At 70.9% G+C, this 21359-nt stretch carries 12 protein-coding genes and 1 pseudogene; 3 read left to right on the forward strand and 10 right to left on the reverse strand.

Translation table 11 applies throughout. From position 1 onward, the window contains the following. Nucleotides 1–101 precede the first annotated feature (101 nt). The 6 genes and pseudogenes from E1P53_RS04405 to aspS form a co-directional block, all read right to left on the reverse strand. Entirely contained in the window at nucleotides 102–1472 is a 1371-nt protein-coding gene (locus E1P53_RS04405) for a replication-associated recombination protein A (RefSeq protein WP_006899084.1), read from the reverse strand. Between the two features lie 7 nt (nucleotides 1473–1479). Next, nucleotides 1480–2709: a hypothetical protein gene (locus E1P53_RS04410; RefSeq protein WP_006899085.1), complete on the reverse strand. Its 1230-nt coding sequence runs from the start codon at nucleotides 2707–2709 to the stop codon at nucleotides 1480–1482. 241 nt (nucleotides 2710–2950) lie between these two features. Beyond that, on the reverse strand, nucleotides 2951–3898 hold the full coding sequence (locus tag E1P53_RS04415; protein ID WP_131733576.1) for a transglutaminase family protein: 948 nt from the start codon (nucleotides 3896–3898) through the stop codon (nucleotides 2951–2953). Then, on the reverse strand, nucleotides 3895–6669 hold the full coding sequence (locus E1P53_RS04420; protein WP_131733577.1) for a circularly permuted type 2 ATP-grasp protein: 2775 nt from the start codon (nucleotides 6667–6669) through the stop codon (nucleotides 3895–3897). The genes E1P53_RS04415 and E1P53_RS04420 overlap by 4 nt, the downstream gene beginning before the upstream one ends. After that, a pseudogene (locus E1P53_RS04425) lies at nucleotides 6666–10170 on the reverse strand (transglutaminase family protein). Before E1P53_RS04425 ends, E1P53_RS04420 begins: the two are co-directional and overlap by 4 nt. 146 nt (nucleotides 10171–10316) lie before the next feature. Beyond that, entirely contained in the window at nucleotides 10317–12179 is a 1863-nt protein-coding gene (gene aspS / locus E1P53_RS04430) for an aspartate--tRNA ligase (RefSeq protein WP_006899091.1), read from the reverse strand. Between the two features lie 146 nt (nucleotides 12180–12325). On the opposite strand from aspS, the gene ypfJ reads away from it, so the two are divergent. Together ypfJ and E1P53_RS04440 are read left to right on the forward strand one after the other, a co-directional pair. Further along, nucleotides 12326–13195, forward strand: coding sequence for a KPN_02809 family neutral zinc metallopeptidase (gene ypfJ / locus E1P53_RS04435; protein ID WP_131733578.1), 870 nt, complete (start codon nucleotides 12326–12328; stop codon nucleotides 13193–13195). Nucleotides 13196–13235: 40 nt separating this feature from the next. After that, nucleotides 13236–14909: a DUF885 domain-containing protein gene (locus E1P53_RS04440; RefSeq protein WP_109238444.1), complete on the forward strand. Its 1674-nt coding sequence runs from the start codon at nucleotides 13236–13238 to the stop codon at nucleotides 14907–14909. Nucleotides 14910–15024: 115 nt separating this feature from the next. Here the strand turns inward: E1P53_RS04440 and hisS are convergent, their stop codons facing one another. Continuing rightward, nucleotides 15025–16290 (reverse strand): histidine--tRNA ligase, encoded by a 1266-nt coding sequence (gene hisS, locus E1P53_RS04445; protein WP_109238445.1) that lies wholly within the window; start codon nucleotides 16288–16290, stop codon nucleotides 15025–15027. Then, nucleotides 16287–17033 carry an MBL fold metallo-hydrolase gene (locus E1P53_RS04450; protein ID WP_006899096.1) on the reverse strand — a complete coding sequence of 249 codons (747 nt, stop codon included), beginning with the start codon at nucleotides 17031–17033 and terminating at the stop codon, nucleotides 16287–16289. The genes hisS and E1P53_RS04450 overlap by 4 nt, the downstream gene beginning before the upstream one ends. 251 nt (nucleotides 17034–17284) lie before the next feature. Between E1P53_RS04450 and E1P53_RS04455 the strand changes: the two genes are divergently transcribed. Continuing rightward, nucleotides 17285–18205, forward strand: a complete 921-nt coding sequence (locus E1P53_RS04455) for a peptidylprolyl isomerase (protein ID WP_006899097.1) — start codon at nucleotides 17285–17287, stop codon at nucleotides 18203–18205. 119 nt (nucleotides 18206–18324) lie between these two features. Here E1P53_RS04455 and E1P53_RS04460 read toward each other — a convergent pair whose 3' ends face one another. Together E1P53_RS04460 and E1P53_RS04465 are read right to left on the reverse strand one after the other, a co-directional pair. Next, a complete protein-coding gene (locus tag E1P53_RS04460; protein WP_244941111.1) occupies nucleotides 18325–18549 on the reverse strand; it encodes a hypothetical protein in 225 nt (74 codons plus the stop codon). Between the two features lie 374 nt (nucleotides 18550–18923). After that, nucleotides 18924–21302 carry a RelA/SpoT family protein gene (locus E1P53_RS04465; protein ID WP_131733579.1) on the reverse strand — a complete coding sequence of 793 codons (2379 nt, stop codon included), beginning with the start codon at nucleotides 21300–21302 and terminating at the stop codon, nucleotides 18924–18926. Between the last annotated feature and the right edge of the window lie 57 nt (nucleotides 21303–21359).

The following is a 21359-nucleotide window of genomic DNA, read 5'->3' on the forward strand; positions in this document are numbered from 1 at the left end:
TGGTTTCGTCCTCGCCGTTGGTTGTACGCGACAACCCAGAGTACCGTCGGCGCCTCACCGGAACCGTGCCGGGACGTCCCCGGCGTGGCCGGCGGCGCGGTTCAGCGACTCCGGCGCCGGGTCACGGCGCCGCGCACGATGGATCGCAGGCGCGCCACCCGCGACCCGATCTCGCGCTCGAGGCCGTGATCGGTGGGCTCGTAGTAGTCGACGCCGACGAGCTCGTCCGGCGGGTACTGCTGGGCGACGACGCCGTCGGGATGGTCGTGCGGGTAGCGGTAGGCCACGCCGTTGCCGAGCTTCTTGGCCCCCGCGTAGTGGCTGTCGCGCAGATGCGGCGGCACCGCCCGCGCCTTGCCCGCCTCGACGTCGGCGAGCGCGGCGCCGATCGCCTTGACCACCCCGGCCGACTTCGGCGCGGTGGCCAGGTGGATCGTGGCCTGCGTCAGCGCGAGCCTGGCCTCGGGCATCCCGACCATGTTGACCACGTGCGCGGCGGCGACCGCGGTCTGCAGGGCGGTCGGATCGGCCATGCCAATGTCCTCGCTTGCATGGATCATCAGCCGCCGCGCGATGAACCGCGGATCCTCCCCCGCCGCGATCATGCGCGCGAGGTAGTGGACCGCGGCGTCGACGTCGCTGCCGCGGATCGACTTGATGAACGCGCTGGTGACGTCGTAGTGCTGGTCGCCGTCGCGGTCGTAGCGCACCGCGGCCCGGTCGATGGCGGTCTCGACGTCGGCGAGGTCGACGATCTCGGTCGAGTCGGCGCTGGCCTCCAGCGCGGTGAGCGCCCGGCGCGCGTCGCCGCCGGCGACCGCCACCAGATGGTCGTAGGCGGCCTCGGTCACCTGCACCCGCCCGTCGAGTCCGCGCGGATCGGCGACGGCCCGCTTGAGCACCTCGCGGATGTCGTCATCGGTGAGCGAGCGCAGCTGCAGCACCAGCGACCGCGACAGCAGAGGGGCGACCACCGAGAACGACGGGTTCTCCGTCGTCGCGGCCACCAGCAGCACGATGCGGTTCTCCACCGCGTCGAGCAGCGCGTCCTGCTGGGTCTTGGAGAAGCGATGGACCTCGTCGATGAACAATACGGTCTGCTGTCCCGGGCCCTTGCCGTCGCCGATCAGACGGCGACGGGCCACGTCGATGACGGCGCGGACCTCCTTCACGCCGGCCGACAGGGCCGACAGCGCCTCGAAGCGGCCGCCGGTCGCCCGCGCGATGAGCGATGCCATGGTGGTCTTGCCGGTGCCGGGCGGGCCGTAGAGCAGCACCGACGCCGCACCCTGCCCGTTGATCAGGCGGCGCAGCGGCGACCCCTCGCCGAGGAGGTGCTGCTGCCCGACGATCTCGTCGAGTGTCTGCGGGCGCATGCGGACCGCGAGCGGCGCCGTCGGCGGCGGCGCGATCAGGCCCTCGGCACCCGTGGCGGGCCCGGGCGTCTCCGGCGGGTCGAACAGTCCTTCCACGGGCGCGTCAGGCCAGCCAGATGCGTTGCAGGGCGGCGCCGGTCGCCGAGGCGAACGCGGAGACCTCGTCCTCGCCGGCCCGGCTCGCGGCGGCCGCGAGATCCGTCCAGCGGCCGACCAGCACGCGCGGGTCGTTGGTGTGCAGGGCCCAGTCGTGGGTGAAGCCGGTCGTGCCGGGCTCCGGGGCCCCGGCCGAGTTCTCCAGCCCGGGATCGAAGGGGGCCATCTCGACGCTCGCATCGACCTCGGACGGGTCCGGGTCGATCAGGTCGGCGCCGCCGGGCAGCATCCACGCCGTGGACAGCCAGACCCACAGCAGACGGGCGACGAGCACCTTGCGCTGCATCTCCCGCTCGTGCGCAAGCGTCGGCCAGATGGGGTTGACCTCCGAGCGCCACGCGTCGACCATCGACACCTCGAGGTCGGTGGCGTGCGAGGCCAGACGCGGCGGGAGTTGGGCGGTCATGGTGACCACCGCGTAGGCGATGTCGAGGGTGGCGTCGCGGAAGCCGCCCCACTCGTAGTCCATGAACTGCACGCCCTCGTCGTTGAGCATGATGTTCTCGGGACCGACGTCCGACGGGCTGAACGCCCGGTGCTCCCCCTCGTCGAAGAGGGTCGCGGCGGTCTCGAGGGCCTCGACGACCCGCGGCGGCACCTCGACGCCGAGCGCGGCGGCGTGCCCGGGGAGGGATTCGACCGAGCGGCGTGCCTCGTCACGCAGGATGTCGCGGCCCTCGGTGCCGGACGGTCCGCGCCGGACCAGTGCCAGGAAATCGACCTCGCCGCCGACGGTCGCGGCGTGCATGCGACCCAACGCCTGCCCCCACGCGCTGACCGCGCGGGAGGTCTCCACCGGGTCCCCGGTGTCGAGGATCTCCGGCATCGACCGGCCGTGTCCGAGGTCGGACAGGACCATGATGCGGAGGTCGGGGTCGGAAGCGATGAGCTGCGGACCCGGCCGCGACTCGTTGGGCAGCGCGGTGGCGTACTTGTACGACGCGATCTCGCGGTGGAACGCCTTGGGATCCTCGTGCTCGGGGAGGGCCTTGATGACCAGCGACCGGTCCAGGCTGAGGGGATTCTGCGCGACCCTCACCCGCACCACCGTCGTCCGGCCGCTTCCGCCGAGATCCTCGGGATCGTCGAGAACGACCGATGAGCCTGCTCGCTGTGAGAGCAGGGACTCCGCCGCCCGCACCACGCTGATGATGCGGCTTTCAGTAATGACCGTCATGTCGCATCCCACGGTACCCGTTGCAACGTGACCGCAACACCACTGTTCATCCTCCTGTACGACGTTGCGGATCGTGCAGGACCGGGGCGCAGCTGCGAAACCGCTGGTTCGCAGGGATTTCCGGGTACGGCCGACAAATCGTGCCGGGTTGGGTGCGGTCTGGGCGCAACCGCCCCGGACGCGACCGCGCAGACCGCCACCGCCCGGGGCGCCGCGGTCCGCGGCAGGACCGGCCGGGCGGTCAACGCGCGGCGCCGGATTCGGGTGAGTCGGCGCGGTCGCCGAGCCCGTCGGCGGGATCCTCGATCGGGCTGACGTCGACGGAGACGTCGATCTGGCTCTTCGTCGAGTCGGTGTAGATCACCCCGCGCAGCGGGGGCACGTCGTCGTAGTCGCGGCCCCAGGCCAGCGTGACGTGCCGCTCGTCGACGAGCTTGTCGTTGGTCGGGTCGAAGGCCAGCCAGCGGTCGTCGGGCAGCCAGACCGCCGCCCACGCGTGACTGGCGTCGGCGCCGAAGACCTTCTCCTGCCCCGGGGGCGGGTCGGTGGCCAGGTACCCCGACTCGTACCGGGCGGCGAGCCCCAGCGAGCGCAGGCACGCGATCGCGACGCGGGCGAAGTCCTGACAGACGCCCTCGCGCCGCCGCATCACGGTGTCGACCCGCGTGGAGATCGCGGTGGCGCCCGAGCGATAGGTGAAGTCGGTGTAGATCCGGGTGGTCAGGTCGGTGACCGCCTCGACGAGCGGGCGACCCGGCGTGAACACCTGCGCTGCGTACTCGCGCACCGCGGGCGTGATCTCCGGCGGGTCGAGGTCGAGCACGAACTCGGCCGCCAAGCGGGCCTCGCGGGTGCCCACCGCCGCCGGCCGCGCCGACTCCCACGGCGTCCGGGCCGCCGGGCCGAGCACCAGCCCCTGGTCGACGGGGTCGACCTCGACGACCGAGTGCGCGGTCACCGTGAGCTCCCGGTGCGCGGTCCGGACGTGGAAGTAGCTGTCCCGGTTGCCGTAGACGTCCACGCCGGTCGAGCGGTCGTCGGGCTCCGGTTCGATCTCGACGACCGCCGAGTGCACCCGCTGACCGGGCAGTTCTCGCGGGGTCAGGTAGCAGCGACCGTACGACGAGGAGACGTCGTCGTTGTACGTGTAGCGGGTGCGGTGCATGACCCGGTAGACGCGCGAGGTCACGACTCGCCTCCCGCCCAGATCGGCCGGGCCTGCCGCGGCACCGCGAAGCGGGTGCGCATCAACAGGTCCGACAGGTCGCGCGACCGGTTGCGCAGGCCGACGGTGAGCTCCTCGAGCTCGGTCCGGCGTCCGGCGTCGTCGGTGCCGGCGACATCGGTCGGCGTGCTGCGGCGCAGGTCGCCGATCATCTCCTGGACCATCCGCTCGGCGCCGGTCGACCGCAGCGGCTCGGGAACGGACGTGAGGTCTTCGTGCATCTTCTCCAGCTGGAAGATCATCGAGCGAGGGTTGGTCGGGTCGAACAGCAGGAGTTCGGCCACGTTCTCGAACCGGTAGAGGCCGCGGTTGCGCCGACGGTAGGTGACCGCCGACTCGTTGGCCGTGAGGAACGACTCGAGCAGGGCCTGTTCGACGTCGTCGTCGCGCGACACCGCGAACATGGCGCCGGTGAAGTCGGCGAGGGTGATCGCGCGTTCCACACGCCGGCCGAGGTCCATGAACATCCAGCCCGCGTCGTGGACCATCGACTCCTCCTGCAGCCCGGTCAGCGCGAGGACCCCGTGCAGGATCTCCTCGTGCGCACGGGCCAGGTCCGGGCCGAGGTCGAGCGCGGCGTCGGCGTTCCCGGACGCCTCGGATTCGGCCCGCGAGCGCGCCACCAGACGCGAGGTGTGCGCGACGACCCGCTCCACCGGCGCGAGGACCATCCAGGTGCTGGTCGACATCAGGTCGCGCACCGCGCGGGCCGCGCCGACGAGTCGGTCGACCGCGTGGGCGACGGTCCCCGGGACGGTGCGGGCGACGGTCAGGTCGGCGATCTTGGCGATCGCCTCGTTGACCTGCTCGGGCGACGCCTGCCGTCCGGCGTCGCCCGCGGAATCCGGTCCCAGGAGGGCGGAGGTCTGCAGGTACCGGTCGGTGGCGGTGATCGTCGCGACAGCGTGCAGCAACAGCGGCACCGCCGCGGTGCCGCTCATCCACGGCCGGTACTGGAAGTCCTGGTAGCGCTGACGTGCGACCTTGGCCAGGCGGGTGACCTGCTCGGTGCGCTCGGCGTAGCGCCCCAGCCAGAACAGGTCTGCCAGGACACGCGGGCTCGCCGCGGCCGCGACCTCCGAATACCCGAGCGGGACGGGACGCCCGGCGGTGACGGGCACGACCTCGGGGGCCGGCTCGGTGCGGGTCTCCGAACGCCGGGACACGTGCCCTCCGAGGACGCTGCTGGTGACCCAGACGTCCTTCGCCGCGACGACGCGGTGGGCCGCGCCCTCCACGCCGTCGGCGAGGACCGCGCCGAGGCCGCCGGGCATCACCGAGTAGGTCGGGCCCTGGGCCACGCTGAAGGCGCGGACGGCCACCGGTGCGGCACGCAGCGCGGCACCGGGCGTGTCGCGCAGGCCGGACGTCATGGACGGGGCGACCGAGTAGGCGTCGAGTTCGCGCCCGACCCACTGCCAGGTCTCCGCCGCGATCCGGGCCGACAGTTCCTCGCGGGCGCGGCGGTCGAGCAGCGGGCCGATGAACTCCTCGTCGGTGCGGGTGTTGGTGACCACCAGCGCGCCGAGCCGGCCGCGGATCAGGCCGCGCTCCTTCTCGTCTCCCGCCCAGTACGTGGCGACCGAACCGAGGGCGAGCTCCTCGTCGAGCAGCACCGGCGCGAGCCGTTCGAGCACCGTGTGCAGGGCCGGGTTCTCGAGCACGCCGGAGCCCAGGGTGTTCACCACGGTGACGTTGCCGCGCGAGATGGCCTCGACCAGGCCGGCGACGCCGAGCTGGGAGTCGGTGCGCAGGTCCAGCGGGTCGCTGAACGCGGCGTCGACGCGACGCAACAGCACGTCGACGCGCTTGTAGCGCCCGAGCGACCGCATGTACACCGCGCCGTCGCGGACGGTGAGGTCGGCGCCCTCGACGAGCGGGAAACCGAGCACCGACGCCAGGTACGCCTGGTCGAAGGCGGTCTCGGAGATGCTGCCCGGGCTGTAGACCGCGACGGTCGGGTCGTCGACGCCGGGCGGGGCGTACTCGGCCAGCGCCAGCCGCATCGTCCCGGCGAAACCGGTCATCGGACGCGGCGCGCACGCCTGGAACAGCTGCGGGAAGGTCTTCGACATCAGGCGGCGCCCGACGATCGAGTAGCCGATGCCCGACGGCGCCTGCGTGCGGTCGCGGAACACGACGAAGCTGCCGTCGGAGGTGCGCGAGACGTCGACCGCGTGCAGGAACAGCGCGTGGGGTCCGGCGACCTCGAGGCGGGCCGCCTTGCGGATGTAACCGGGGTGCCCGAACACCATCTCGGGCGGGACGAGCCCGGAGGCGATCGTCTTCTGGTCGCGGTAGAGGTCGCGCAGCAGCAGGTCAAGCAGCATCGACCGCTGCGTGATCGCCTTCTCCAGCTCCGCCCACTCGACCCCGTCGACGATGAGGGGCACGGCATCGACGGCCCAGTCGCGGGTGCGCGTGTTCTGTCCGTCGAACTCGTTGTAGACGACGCCGTCGTCGCGGACCGCCGCCGCCAGCCGATCGGCGACCTCCCGCAGGCGGGTCTCGCCGCGCTGCTCGTAGCTGCGGACCAGCTCTTCCCACGCAGGACGGACCTTGCCCGAGGGGTCGAGCAGTTCGTCGAAGTGGGAGCCGCCCGCGAGATCGGTGCCGGTCAGGTCGGCGCCGTCGAAGGCGGCGAGGTCGAAGAGCGCGTAGCCCTCGTCGCGGTAACGATCGAACACCGCGGATGCTTCGAACACCGCGGACGCGTTGCCCGGCGAAGAGGTCACCGGAGAACTGTACGTGCCCGCCGCAGGTCGAGGATCCCGGGGATCCCGAAGTCGATCGCCTGGCGCGCCTGGCGTTCTCGGAGGAGACCGACGTCGACGGTGCCGCTGGTGTGGCCGGACGCCTCGAACCGGCCGTTGCGCCGCGATTCGGCCTCCACCGCGTTCACCGGCGGGCGGTCGTAGGCCCGGCCGCCCGGGTGCACGACGTGGTAGGTCGCGCCGCCCACGGACCGGCCGTTGACGGTGTCGACGAGGTCGAACGTCAGCGGCGTGTCGATGCTGATGCTCGGGTGCAGCGCGCTCGGCGGCTGCCACGCCCGGAATCGGATGCCGGCGACGCGCTCACCGGTGCGCCCGGTGGATCGCAGCGGAACCGGGAAGCCGTTGCAGGTCAGAAGGTATCGATCGTCCTCGCCCCCGAGGACACGGACCTGGACGCGCTCGACGGACGAGTCGACGTAACGCGCCGTGCCGGTCGCGGTCGACTCCTCCCCCAGCGTGTTCCACGGCTCGATCGCGCCGCGCAACTCGATCTCCTGGTCGCGGATCTGCACGGTGCCCAGGCGCGGGAAGCGGAATTCGGTGAACGGGTCGAGCCAGGCGGTCTCGAACGGGTAACCCGCCTCGCGCAGCTCCTCGGCGACCAGGGCGATGTTCTGGATCACGTAGTGGGGCAACAGATGCTTGCCGTGCAGGTCGGCGCCGTGGCGGATGAGCCGGGCCCGATAGGGCTTCTCCCAGAACCACGACACCAGACAGCGCACGAGCAGCGACTGCACCATCGCCATCCGGTGGTGCGGCGGCATCTCGAAGGCGCGCAGCTCGAGCAGGCCCAGTCGGCCCCGCACCGAGTCCGGGCTGTAGAGCTTGTCGATGCAGAACTCGGCCCGGTGGGTGTTGCCGGTGATGTCGGTCAGCAGGTGCCGCAGGGCGCGGTCGGTGACCCAGGGATTCGGCGCATTCGCCTCGGGTTCGTCGGCGCTGTGGGCGCCCTTCGGGCCGGTGCCGCGCGGGTCGACGGCCGCGGCGGCGAGACGGTCGATCTCGGCGAAGGCGATCTCGAGCTCGTAGAGCGCCGACTCGCGCCCCTCGTCGACGCGCGGGGCCTGCGAAGTGGTGCCGATGAACTTGCCCGAGAACAGGTAGGACAGCGACGGGTGCCGCTGCCAGTAGGTGAGCATCGACACCAGCAGGTCGGGCCGGCGCAGCAGGGGCGAGTCCGCGGGCGTGGTGCCGCCGAGCGTGATGTGGTTGCCGCCGTGGCTGCCGTCGAGGTCGAAGGTCTCGGTGCCCAGCCGCACGTGCCGGGCGTGCTCGTAGAGCGACTCGAGGAGCTCGGACTGCTCGGCGAAGCTCGCCGTGGGCTGGACGTTGACCTCGATGACGCCGGGGTCGGGGGTCACCGACAGCGAGGCGAGGCGCGGATCCGACGGCGGGCCATAGCCTTCGACCACGACCGGGGTCGACGAGACGGCCGCGGCCCTCTCCACCAGCCCGACGAGGGCGAGGAACTCCTCGCCGGTCGACGTCGGCGGCAGGAACACGTGGGTCACCCCGTTGCGGACCTCCGCGACCAGCGCGGTGCGCGGCAGGAACTGCGCCGGGTCGACGGCCTTCACCGTGAGGCCGAGCGCCTCGGCCGGGTCGGCGGGCAGGGGCGCCGTAGGAGGCCGACGGATCGGCCTCGTACAGCGTCGGCGCCGGACCCCACGACAACGAGTTCAGGGGTAGGCGCAGACCGGCCGGCGAGGTGCCGGGGGTCAGGACGATGCGGCCGCGGCGCAGCGTCCACACCGCGGACTGCCAGGCGGTGCCGTCCTCTGAGCGGTTGAGCGGCAGCACGTAGGCGCACGGGTCGGTGACCGCGGCGTCGAGCCGGGCGAGCAGTTTCCGTCGGCGTTCCACCGAGTCGGACTCCGGTGCCAGCTCCTCCTCGTCGCCCTCCTCGAGGGCCTCGAGGTCGACGTCGAACTCCGCCTGGGCCAGCTTCCGGGCGGCGGGCAGTGGGGTCGGAGCCCGGGTCGCCGGGCGGCAGTCCCGCGAGTTCGCGCATCCGGACCAGCGGGTCCTCGTAGGCCGGCATCACCTGCTCGCCCGGGAGTCCGAGGGTCTCGGCGAAGGCGGACAGCAGTTTCCGGGCGGGCGCGGCGTCCAGTGTCGCGGGATCGGAGCCGTAGGTCTCGGTCTCGATCGCGGCGGCGGCCGCCTCCTGTGTCGGCCACGGGTCGGCGAGCAGCGACGGATCGCGCCAGACGGGTTCGCCGTCCTTGCGCCACACGATCTCGATCTGCCAGCGCGGCAACGGCTCTCCCGGATACCACTTGCCCTGGCTGCGCTGGACGAGGCCCTGCGGCGCGTAGTCGTCCTTGAGCCGTTCGGCGAGCCGCGAGGCGAGCAGGCGCTTGTGCGGGCCGTCGGCGGCGGTGGTCCACTCGGGGGCGGTCTGGTCGTCGACGGACACGAAGGTGGGTTCGCCGCCCATGGTGAGGCGCACGTCGTTGCGCCTCATCCGCTCGTCGACCATCGCGCCGAGCGCGTTGACGCGGTCCCACTGTTCCGGGGTGTACGGCAGCGTGACGCGCGGGTCCTCGTGGAAGCGTGTGACGGTGTTGGAGAAGTCCAGGGTGGCGTGACACGGGCCGGTCGCGCCGGTGATCGGGGCGGCGCCGCTGGGGTGCGGGGTCGCCGCGAGCGGGATGTGTCCCTCGCCGGCGAACAGGCCCGACGTCGGATCGAGGCCGACCCAGCCCGCGCCGGGGAGGTAGACCTCGGCCCAGGCGTGCAGGTCGGTGAAGTCGGCGTCGGGACCCGACGGGCCGTCGATCGGCTTCACGTCGGAGGTCAGCTGGACCAGGTAGCCGGAGACGAACCGCGCGGCGAGGCCGAGTTCGCGCAGGAGCGCGACGAGCAGCCACGCGGAGTCGCGGCACGATCCCATCGCCGACTCGAGCGTGTGCTCCGGCGTCTGCACCCCGGCCTCGAGACGGACCGTGTACCCGACGGCGTCGCAGACCGCCTGGTTGATCGCCACCAGGAAGTCGATGACGCGCGTCCTGCGGATCGGCTTGTGCCTCGCGGCAAACTCTGCGACCTCGGGATGCACCGGCGCACCGGCGAATTCACCCTCGGTGACCCCGACCGGCCGGAGGTAGACCTCGAGGTCGCGGCGCAGGTCGTCGGGGTACTCGAAGCCGTAGTGCTCGGCCCAGTCCTCGACGAAGAAGTCGAAGGGGTTGATCGCCGTGAGGTCGGCGATGAGGCCGACGGTGATCGACAGCGACGTCGACGGTTCCGGGAACACCAGGCGGGCCAGGTAGCTGCTGAACGCGTCCTGCTGCCAGTTGAGGAAGTGCTCCCCCCCGGTTCGACGTGCAGCGAGTAGGCCTCGATCGGGGTGCGCGAGTGCGGGGCCGGCCGGAGCCGGACGACGTGCGGGTAGATCTTCGTCGGGCGATCGAAGGAATAGCTCGTCCGGTGTTCGAGGGCCACCTTGATCGTCATCGACCCACCTCCGGGATTCCCGCTCGCGCTGCCATGTAGCGAATCTCATCACAGGTGGACGATGACTGCGCGCCGATCACCTCGGCACGAAAGGAAGCGGTGGCCGAACTCACGTCCGGCCACCGCTCGTCGTCGATCGGTGAGGGTTACTCGGCCGCGTTCTCGGCGGCCTCGCCCTGCTCTTTCGCCTCGGCCTTGTCGGCGCCGCCGCGCGGAACCGGCTTGGCGTCGATTCCCGACTCCTTGCGCTGCTCCGGGGTGATCGGCGCGGGCGCATCGGTCAGCGGGTCGACGCCGCCGCCGGACTTCGGGAACGCGATGACCTCGCGGATCGAGGACTCGCCGGCGAGCAGCGCGGTGATGCGGTCCCAGCCGAAGGCGATGCCGCCGTGCGGCGGGGCGCCGTAGGCGAAGGCGTCGAGGAGGAAGCCGAACTTCTCCTGCGCCTCGTCGTGGCTGATGCCCATGATCTCGAAGACGCGCTCCTGCACGTCGCGGCGATGGATACGGATCGAGCCGCCGCCGATCTCGTTGCCGTTGCAGACGATGTCGTAGGCGTAGGCCAGCGCCGCACCGGGATCGGACTCGAGCGCGTCGAGCGACTCGGGCTTGGGCGAGGTGAACGCATGGTGCACGGCGGTCCAGGCCGAGTGGCCGAGCGCGACGTCGCCGGAGGCGGTCGCCTCGGCGGCCGGCTCGAACATCGGGGCGTCCACGACCCACACGAACGCCCAGTCGTCGGCAGAGGTGGACGGCCCGCTCGCTTCGCTCCCGGCGCCGGGGATGAGGCCGAGGCGCGAGGCGATCTCGCCGCGGGCGGCGCCGAGCAGGGCACGCGACGACTTGACCTCGCCGGCAGCGAAGAAGACGCAGTCACCGGGGTTGGCGCCGACGTGCGCGGCGAGACCTGCGCGCTCCTCCTCGGACAGGTTCTTGGCGACGGGACCGGACAGGGTGCCGTCCTCGCCGACGAGCACGTAGGCCAGTCCGCGGGCGCCGCGCTGCTTGGCCCACTCCTGCCAGGCGTCGAGCTGACGACGCGGCTGCGAGGCGCCGCCGGGCATGACGACCGCACCGACATATGGCGCCTGGAAGACGCGGAACGGCGTGTTCGCGAAGTACTCGGTGCACTCGACGAGCTCGAGGCCGAAGCGGAGGTCCGGCTTGTCGGTGCCGTAGAGGCGCATCGCGTCGGCGTAGGTCATGCGCGGGATCGGGGTGGAGATCTCCACGCCGATCAGCTTCCACAGCGCGACCAGGATCTCCTCGGCGAGCGCGATGACGTCGTCCTGATCGACGAAGCTCATCTCGATGTCGAGCTGGGTGAATTCCGGCTGACGGTCGGCGCGGAAGTCCTCGTCGCGGTAGCAGCGCGCGATCTGGTAGTAGCGCTCCATGCCGGCGACCATGAGCAGCTGCTTGAACAGCTGCGGGCTCTGCGGCAGGGCGTAGAAGGTGCCCGGCTGCAGGCGGGCGGGCACCAGGAAGTCGCGGGCGCCCTCGGGGGTCGACCGGGTCAGCGTCGGGGTCTCGATCTCGACGAAGTCGTGGGCGGCGAGCACGCCACGCGCGGCGGCGTTGGCCTTCGAGCGCAGGCGCAGCGCCGCGGCCGGGCGCTCGCGGCGCAGGTCGAGGTAGCGGTGGCGCAGACGCGCCTCCTCGCCGGGCGACTCGTCGAGCTGGAACGGCAGCGGCGCCGACTCGTTGAGCACCTCGAGCTCGACGGCGTTGATCTCGATCTCGCCGGAGGCGAGGTTCGGGTTCTCGCTGCCCTCGGGACGCACCTCGACGACACCGGTGACCGCGACGCAGTACTCGGCACGCAGGCGGTGTGCGGCCGCGGCGACCGACTCGTCGCGGAAGACCACCTGGACCAGGCCGGTGGAGTCGCGCAGGTCGATGAACACCACACCGCCGTGGTCGCGTCGGCGCGCGACCCAACCGGCGACGGTGACGGTCTGCGACGCGTCGGCGCGACGCAGCGAACCTGCGGAATGCGTGCGGAGCACTGAGAGTCCTTCCCAACGAACGGCTTGACGACGGCCGTGCGGAAACGCAGGCCAGATACCCATCGTGCCGTATCGGCCGACCCGCCCGTCACCCGGCCACCCGAAGATGTGCCTGTCCGGGGCAGGCCGCGTGCCAGAATGACCGCGTGACATTCCAAGGCAGCGGATCGATCGACACCGGCAACGTCTCCGGCGGTGGTGGCGGGGGCGGCGGGGGCGGCGGGCGCATAGCCCTCGGCGGTGGCGCCGGTCTGCTCATCACCATCGTCGCCCTGTTGTTCGGCGTGAACCCCGGCGACCTCCTCGGCTCGCAAGCGGCACCCCAGCAGGGCACCTCCTCGGCGGCGTCGGAGATCCAGCAGCAGCTCGACGCCTGCACCTGGGAGATGGCCAACGAGAACACCATCTGCCGGATCAAGGCGACCACGGTCAGCCTCGACCAGGTGTGGTCGGACCTGATGCCCGGATACGAGGCGCCGAAGACGGTGATCTTCGCCGACTCGGTCAACACCGCGTGCGGCGCGGCAAGCTCGGCGACCGGCCCGTTCTACTGCCCCGCCGACCACACCGCCTACTTCGACCCGTCGTTCTTCACCCAGCTGCGACGCATGGGCGGCAGCGACGGCCCCCTCGCCCAGGAGTACGTCGTCGCCCACGAGTACGGGCACGCCGTGCAGAACCTGACCGGCGCGCTGGCCAGGGGCCAGCGACTCGGCTCGCAGGGTCCCACCTCGGGATCGGTGCGTGTCGAACTGCAGGCCGACTGCCTCGCCGGTGTGTGGGCCAACAAGGCCGACGACGGCCCCGACGCGCTCCTGCAGCCGATCACCCAGCAGCAGATCTCGTCGGTCATCCAGACCGCGCAGGCGATCGGCGACGACACCATCCAGGGCTCGCGGTCGAACCCGGAGAGCTGGACCCACGGCTCGGCGACACAGCGCGCGAAGTGGTTCTCCATCGGTTACCAGTCCGGCGACCCGAAGAAGTGCGACACCTTCGCCACCAACGATCTGTGACCGACACGGCCACCTGAGACCCCGACGGCGACGTGACCCCATGACCCCCACCTCCGCACGCACATCCGCCGATCACACCCGCGAACCCACCCGGGTGGATGCGATCGCCGAGGCCCACCTCGACCGGCTGTGCGAGCTCGATCCGGTGTTCGCCACCGAGATCGGACACGGCGACCACGACGACGCACTGACCGACTACTCGGCGCAGGCCTGCGCCGAACGCGCGGCGGTGGCGGCCGAGACCCTGGCCGCCCTCGCCGAGGCACCCGTCGCCGACGACATCGACCGCGTGACGGTCGCGACGATGTCGTCGACGCTGCGTCGTGAGCTCGCGCTCGCCGACGCCGGCGAGCACATCGGGGTGTGCAACGTCATCGCCTCGCCGCTGCAGGCGATCCGGGACGTCTTCGACCTCATGCCGACCGACACCCGGGAGCAGCGCGAGGTCTTCCTCGCCCGCCTGACCGCGATCCCCGGGGCGCTGACCCGCGCGGTCGACGGGCTCGCCCACCGACTGCGTCACGGTCCCCCGCCGGCCCGGCGCCAGGTCGTGGCCGTGGCGCGCCAGGCCGAGGCCGCCGCCGACGCCATCGCCGCGAACACCGGGCCGATCGAGGCCGACCCGGCCCTGGCGGGCACCCTGCACACCGCGCTCGACGCGATCCACACCGCGTTCGGCACCTTCGCCAACTATCTGCAGAACGAGGTGCTGCCGGGCGCCGCCGACGACGATGCGGTCGGCCGCGACCGGTACCTGCTGCACCTCCCGGCCTATCTGGGCGCCGACGCCGACCCGGAGGACGCCTACGCCTGGGCGATGACCCGGCTCGAGCAGATCGTCGCCGAGCAACACGAGATCGCCGAGCAGCTGCTGCCGGGACGCGGCGTCGACGAGACCCTCAGGTGGCTCGATCGCCAACCGCAGTACCAGATCTTCGACCGGCACGAGTTCGTCGCGTGGATGCAGGAGACCTCCGACGCCGCGGTCGCCGGGCTCGCCGGGCGGCACTTCGACATCCCGGAACGGCTGTCGCGCCTGGAATGCCGGCTCGCGCCGTCCTCGACCGGGATCATCTACTACACGCAACCCAGCGCCGACCTGTCCCGGCCGGGCCGCATGTGGTGGGCGGTCCCCGACGACCAGACCGTGTTCCACACCTGGCAGGAGAAGACGACCGTCTACCACGAGGGCGTCCCCGGCCATCACCTGCAGCTCGGTTCGGCCATCGTCGATCCCGACCTCAACGCCTGGCGCAAGCTGGCGTCGTTCACCTCCGGGCACGGCGAGGGCTGGGCGCTCTACGCCGAGCGGCTCATGGACGAGCTCGGCTGGCTCGACGACCCCGGCGAGCGGATGGGCATGCTCGACTCCCAGCGCCTTCGTGCGGCGCGCGTGGTCGTCGACATCGGCGTGCACTGCCGGCTGCCCGCCCCGGAGTCGCTCGGCGGCGGCATCTGGGACGCCGACAAGGCCTGGGAGTTCCTCACCGCGTCGGTCGCCATGGACCACGCGGTCCTTCGGTTCGAACTCGACCGCTACCTCGGTTGGCCCGGTCAGGCCCCGTCGTATGCGCTGGGCCAGCGGGTGTGGGAGGACACGCGCCACGCCGCGCTGCGCGCCCACCCGGAGTGGACGCTCAAGGACTTCCACACGCGCGCACTGGCATTGGGCGGGGTCACGCTGGATGTGCTCGCCGCCGAGATGACCAACTGAGCCGAGCCGGCCAACCCAGAAGCGCCCCCGAGAAGAACCCGCCGGCGGCGCGCGGACGACGTCATGTCGCCGGCGGACCGCTGGCGGGCGCCTTCCGGGGGCGCTTTCCGGTCGATCAGTTCAGCAGGCGCGCGACCTCGGCCACCACGTCGTCGAGTGCGACCGTGTGCTGCTCGCCGTTGCCGAGGTCCTTGACCTCGACCTGACGCTGCGCGAGCTCGTTCTCGCCGAGCACCAGTGCCAGACGCGCACCCGAGCGGTCGGCCGCCTTCATCGCGCCCTTGAGGCCGCGGTCGCCGTAGGCGAGGTCGACGCTGACACCGGCGGCGCGCAGCGCACCGGCGACCGAGACGAGCTCGGCCTTGGCATCGGAGCCGAGCGGCACGCCGAAGACCTGGACGCGGGCGGCCTGGGTGTCCGCGACGCCCTCGGCCTCCAGGGCGAGCATCGTGCGGTCGACGCCGATGCCGAAGCCGATGCCGGACAGGTCCTGCTTGGCGCCGAGCTGGCGCATGAGGCCGTCGTAGCGACCGCCGCCGCCGATGCCCGACTGGGCACCGAGGCCGTCGTGGACGAACTCGAAGGTGGTCTTGGTGTAGTAGTCGAGGCCGCGGACCAGGCGCGGGTTGATCTCGTAGGCGACGCCGAGCCGGTCGAGGTGGGCCAGCACCTGGTCGAAGTGCTCTTTGGCCTCGTCGGACAGGTAGTCGAGGAGCAGCGGCGCGTCGGCGGTCGCCTCGCGGATCTCCGGGCGCTTGTCGTCGAGCACGCGCAGCGGGTTGATCTCCGCGCGCTTGCGGGTCGGCTCGTCGAGGTCGAGCTTGAACAGGAACTCCTGCAACGCCTCCCGGTAGCGGGGACGGCTCTTGTCGTCGCCGAGAGAGGTGATCTCGAGGCGGTAGCCCGACAGGCCGAGGCGCTTGTAGCCCTCGTCGGCGACGGCCACGACCTCCGCGTCGAGCGCGGGGTCGTCGACGCCGATCGCCTCGACACCCACCTGCTGCAGCTGGCGGTAACGGCCGGTCTGCGGCTTCTCGTACCGGAAGAACGGGCCGGCATAGCAGACCTTCACCGGCAGCTGGCCGCGGTCGAGGCCATGCTGGATGACCGCGCGCACCACGCCGGCGGTTCCCTCCGGACGCAGCGTCACCGAGCGGTCGCCGCGGTCGGCGAAGGTGTACATCTCCTTGCTGACGACGTCGGTCGACTCGCCGACGCCGCGGGCGAAGAGCGCCGTGTCCTCGAAGATCGGCAGCTCGATGTGTCCGTAGCCGGCACGACGGGCGGCGTCGGTGAGCGTGTCCCGCACCTTCCGGAAATCCGCCGAGTTCGGCGGGAAGTAGTCGGGAATGCCCCGGGGGGCCTGAAATGCGCCGCTCACAGTCCGTGTCGTCCCTTCGGTCGGTCAGTCGCGATGGTGGTGTCGGTCCCCGGCGCCCGCAGGTCGACCAGGAACGGGTTGGTCGCGCGCTCCTGCGCGATGGTGGTCTGCGGCCCGTGTCCGGGCAACACGACGGTCTCGTCCGGCAGCGGCAGCAGCTTCGACGCGATGGAGTCGAGCAGCTGCTGATGGTTGCCGCCGGGCAGGTCGGTCCGGCCGATGGACCCGGCGAAGAGCACGTCGCCCGAGAAGCACACCGGCACCGTCTGCGGCGCCTGCCCGGCCTCGCCCGGCACGGTCACCTCGATGCCGAGCAGCACCGACCCCTGGGTGTGCCCCGGCGCGAGGTCCACCGAGAAGCGCAGACCGGCCAATTCGACGGGCTCGCCGTCGGAGAACTCGACGACCTTCTCCGGCTCCCGGAACTTCTCGTCGCCGATCATCGCGCCCAGCGCGCGGCCGATGCCGACGGTCGGGTCGGCCAGCATGGGGCGATCGGCGGCGTGGATGTAGGCCGGGATGGAATACTCGTCGCACAGCCGGGTCGCGTTCCAGGTGTGGTCGAGGTGGCCGTGGGTCAGCAGGACGGCGACGGGCGTGAGATCGTGCTCGGCCAGCAGCTCGCGCACCGTGGGCGCGGCGTCCTGGCCGGGGTCGATGACCACCGCGTCGGAGCCGGGCCCGCCGGCCACCACATAGCAGTTCGTCTGGAACATGCCGGCGGGGAATCCGGTGATCAGCATGGCTCTCCTGTGGGTCGCGGGTCCCCTCCATTGTGGCCTAGTGACCGACGACCCCCGACAGGCGGTGCACCGGGCGGCCCGCGCCGGTCGTCGGACACCACACGCCGCCCCCACCACCCGCTGCAGCATCGTCTCAGGTACAACTGGCAGACTTGCCTCTCGAGTAAGTGTCATCCGCGCAGATGTCGGCACCGGGGGGTGCCGCGCAGCCAGACGGCACTGTGTGCCGGGATTCAGGAGGATCCACCCGCGTGACCACCAATGAGGAGCGCCGCGAGGCGGCCAAGCGGAAGCTCGAAGAACGCCTCGAGGCCGAGCGCCTCGCGCGGCGGAAGCGCAAGATCGTCATCGCGTCGGTGTCGACCGCCGTCGTGGTCGCGGTCGTGGCGGGCGTGACCGCGATCGTCTGGAAGAAGGTCGCCGACGACCGCGAGGCCGCCCGCTGGACGACCTGCGCCTTCGAGGATTCTCCGAGCCGGTTCGAACAGCTCCCCGACAAGGTGCCCGACACCGTCCCGGCCGATCAGCGCCCGCAGTACCAGAAGGAACTCGACGAGCTGAAGGCCGCCGCCAAGGACGAGCGACAGTCCCCCAAGCCCGATGAGCGCGTCCTCAAGGAGGGCACCGAGCAGGCGACCTTCACCACCACGCAGGGCGTCCTGCCGGTCACGCTCGAGCGCGACTCGGCGCCGTGCAACGTCGCCGCGGTCACCTCGCTGATCGAGAACAAGTTCTACGACGGCACCACCTGCCACCGCATGACCACTGCCGACAAGCTGAAGATCCTGCAATGCGGCGACCCGACCGGCACCGGCATGAGCGGCCCGGGCTGGACCAGCCCCGACGAGCCGCCGACCGACCTGAAGAAGGTGGGCCAGCCCGACCCGATGACCGGGTCGCAACCGGTGATCTACCCGCGCGGCACCGTGGCCATCGCCAACAGCAGCCAGGGCGGCCAGAACCCGAACACCGGGTCGAGCCAGCTGTTCATCGTCATCCAGGACAGCGAACTGGGACCGGACTACTCCATCGTCGGCCACGTCGACGAGGCCGGCCTGCCGGTGCTGGACAAGATCTACGACGGCGGCATCAACCCCGGGCCGGCCGGCAGCCAGCCCGGCGACGGCAAGCCCAAGGTCGACGTGACGATCGAGACCGCGACCGTCGACTGAGCGAAGGTCGAACCGACGCAACAGATCCCGTTGCTCTTTGTTCCGGTTGACGGACAACGGGCAACGGGATCTCTGCTTTCAGCAGCGGGATCTCTGCTTTCGGCACGGAACAGAAACAGCTAACCGCTGCTTCCGTACACCTCGATGATGTTGGCCTCGACCGCCGGGGCCGTGACTTCACCACCCATGGTGGTCTCGTACGTCTCCGACCCGGTGACCTTCACCCAGAGAGCAACCAGGTCGTCCTCCACGACATCGGAGAACGATGCCTCTCCTGCCCGCACGATGGTGTTGATGTCGAAGTCGTACGTCTCGACCTGTTGACCATCGGTGTACACGCGCATCTGATACGACCCCGTCGCAGTGTCGGCCTGGGCCACACGCCCGTAGATGGCATACAGCTCCCCGATGTGCGCATCGGGGTTCTTTGCGACAAGCTGCCATTCCCGCGAGGTCAAGGCGGGGCGGCGGCTGGGTCATCGATTCAACTCCTGGTATCTCGTCGTCGAAATCGCACCTGATCGATTTCGCACGGACACCGTAGAAGAGCCGCCTGACAATCCAGGTCCGCGAGACGGCCCTCCGGGGCAAGACGTCACAGGAATCCCGCCGATTCAACCGATCGGCGGAACGAACGCGCTACCGAATGCGCGAAACCACCACGCTCCGCCGCGGAATCGTCAGACGCGCGCCTTCCCGAGGACCCGGGCGCGCTTGCTCAGGCCGCCGACGTCACGCGATAGACGTCGTACACGCCCTCGACGTTGCGGACCACGTTGAGCACGTGACCGAGATGCTTCGGGTCGCCCATCTCGAAGGTGAACTTGCTGATGGCCACCCGGTCGCGGCTGGTGGTCACCGACGCGGACAGGATGTTCACGCGCTCGTCGGCGAGCACCTTCGTCACGTCGGACAGCAGGCGGTGCCGGTCGAGGGCCTCCACCTGGATCGCGACGAGGAACACCGACTCCGGCGACGGCGCCCACGACACCGGCACGATCCGCTCGGACTGCTGGCGCAACGACTCGGCGTTGGTGCAGTCGGTGCGGTGGACGCTGATACCGCCGCCGCGGGTGACGAAGCCCATGATGTCGTCGCCGGGCACCGGGGTGCAGCACTTGGCCAGCTTGATGACCACGTTGTCGGCGCCCTCGACGACCACGCCGACGTCGCCGCCCTGACGCGGACGGCTCGGCATCGTCGACGGCGTGGACCGCTCGGCGAGCGCCTCCTCGGCGTCCTCGATGCCGCCCAGCGACGCGACGAGACGGTTGACGACGTGCCGCGCGGAGACGTGGTTCTCCCCCACCGCGGTGTACAGCGCGGTGACATCGTTGTAGCGGAGCTCCTTGGCGATGGCCGCCATCGACTCGGCGGACAGCAGACGCTGCAGCGGGAGCCCGCCGCGACGGACCTCCTTGGCGATCGCCTCCTTGCCCGCCTCGAGGGCCTCTTCGCGGCGCTCCTTGGCGAACCACTGCCGGATTTTGGCCTTCGCGCGCGGGGACACGACGAAGTTCTGCCAGTCCTTGCTCGGCCCGGCGGTCGGCGCCTTGGAGGTGAAGACCTCCACCACCTCGCCGTTCTCCAGCTTGCGTTCGAGTGCGACGAGCCGGCCGTTGACACGGGCGCCGATGCAGCGATGACCGACCTCGGTGTGCACGGCATAGGCGAAGTCGACCGGCGTCGACCCCGCGGGCAGCGTGACGACGTCGCCCTTCGGGGTGAACACGAAGATCTCGCGGACCGCGAGGTCGTAGCGCAGCGACTCCAGGAACTCGCCCGGGTCGGCGGCCTCACGCTGCCAGTCGAGCAACTGGCGCATCCAGGCCATGTCGTCGATCTCGGCGGTGTCGGTCTTCCTGCCCGACTTGTTGCGGTAGCCACTCTCCTTGTAGCGCCAGTGCGCGGCGATGCCGAACTCGGCGGTCCGGTGCATCTCGTGGGTGCGGATCTGCACCTCGAGCGGCTTGCCCTCCGGCCCGATGACCGTGGTGTGCAGCGACTGGTAGACGCCGTAGCGCGGCTGGGCGATGTAGTCCTTGAACCGGCCGGCCATCGGCTGCCACAGGGAGTGGACGACGCCGACCGCGGCGTAGCAGTCGCGGTCCTCCTCGCACAGGATGCGGACGCCGACCAGATCGTGGATGTCGTCGAAGTCACGGCCCTTGACGATCATCTTCTGGTAGATCGACCAGTAGTGCTTGGGCCGCCCCTCGACCGTCGCGTTGATCCGCGCCGCCGACAACGCGTTGTTGATGTCGGCCCGCACCCGCGCCAGATAGGTGTCGCGCGACGGCGCGCGGTCGGCCACCAGCCGCACGATCTCCTCGTACCGCTTGGGGTGCAGGATCGCGAACGACAGATCCTCGAGCTCCCACTTGACCGTCGCCATACCCAGCCGATGCGCAAGCGGCGCAATGACTTCCAGCGTCTCACGGGCCTTGCGCGCCTGCTTCTCCGGCGGCAGGAACCGCATCGTGCGCATGTTGTGCAGACGGTCGGCGACCTTGATGACGAGCACCCGCGGATCGCGCGCCATCGCGATGATCATCTTGCGGATGGTCTCGGCCTCGGCAGCGCTGCCCAGCGCGACCTTGTCCAGCTTGGTCACGCCGTCGACGAGGTGCGCCACCTCCGGGCCGAAGTCCTTCTCGAGCTCCTCCAGCGAGTAACCGGTGTCCTCGACCGTGTCGTGCAGCAGCGCCGCGACCAGGGTCGTGGTGTCCATGCCGAGGTCGGCCAGGATCGTCGCCACCGCCAGCGGATGGGTGATGTACGGATCCCCGGACTTGCGCTTCTGCCCGGCGTGCCGCTCCTCGGCGACGTCGTAGGCGCGCTGCAGCGTGGCGACGTCGGCCTTCGGGTAGATCTCGCGGTGGAGCGTGACCAGTGGCTCGAGCACCGGGCGCACCTGGCTGCGCGTCGCGGTCATGCGACGGGCGAGCCGGGCCCGGACGCGCCGGGACGCCGAAGTGGACGCCGAGACGGGCGACGACGAGGACGATTCCTGGCCGTTCACGCCGCGAGCGGGAGTCACCGCCGACTCACCGGCAGGAGTCGACGCGCGCTGGGCGGTTCCGGATTCATCGGCCATGACCGGTCCCCCTCTCGACAGTGGACGTTTCAGCGGCCCACGGGTGGGTCGATTCGA

Source organism: Gordonia paraffinivorans, assembly GCF_900683595.1.
GTDB lineage: Bacteria > Actinomycetota > Actinomycetes > Mycobacteriales > Mycobacteriaceae > Gordonia > Gordonia paraffinivorans.

Bases quoted from the DNA above. Each gene is read 5' to 3' on its own strand.
- E1P53_RS04440 (WP_109238444.1), top strand. From the start codon at position 13,236: ATGACCCCCACCTCCGCACGCACATCCGCCGATCACACCCGCGAACCC.
- E1P53_RS04450 (WP_006899096.1), bottom strand. From the start codon at position 17,033: ATGCTGATCACCGGATTCCCCGCCGGCATGTTCCAGACGAACTGCTAT.
- E1P53_RS04465 (WP_131733579.1), bottom strand. From the start codon at position 21,302: ATGGCCGATGAATCCGGAACCGCCCAGCGCGCGTCGACTCCTGCCGGT.
- E1P53_RS04460 (WP_244941111.1), bottom strand. From the start codon at position 18,549: ATGCGCGTGTACACCGATGGTCAACAGGTCGAGACGTACGACTTCGAC.
- E1P53_RS04410 (WP_006899085.1), bottom strand. From the start codon at position 2,709: ATGACGGTCATTACTGAAAGCCGCATCATCAGCGTGGTGCGGGCGGCG.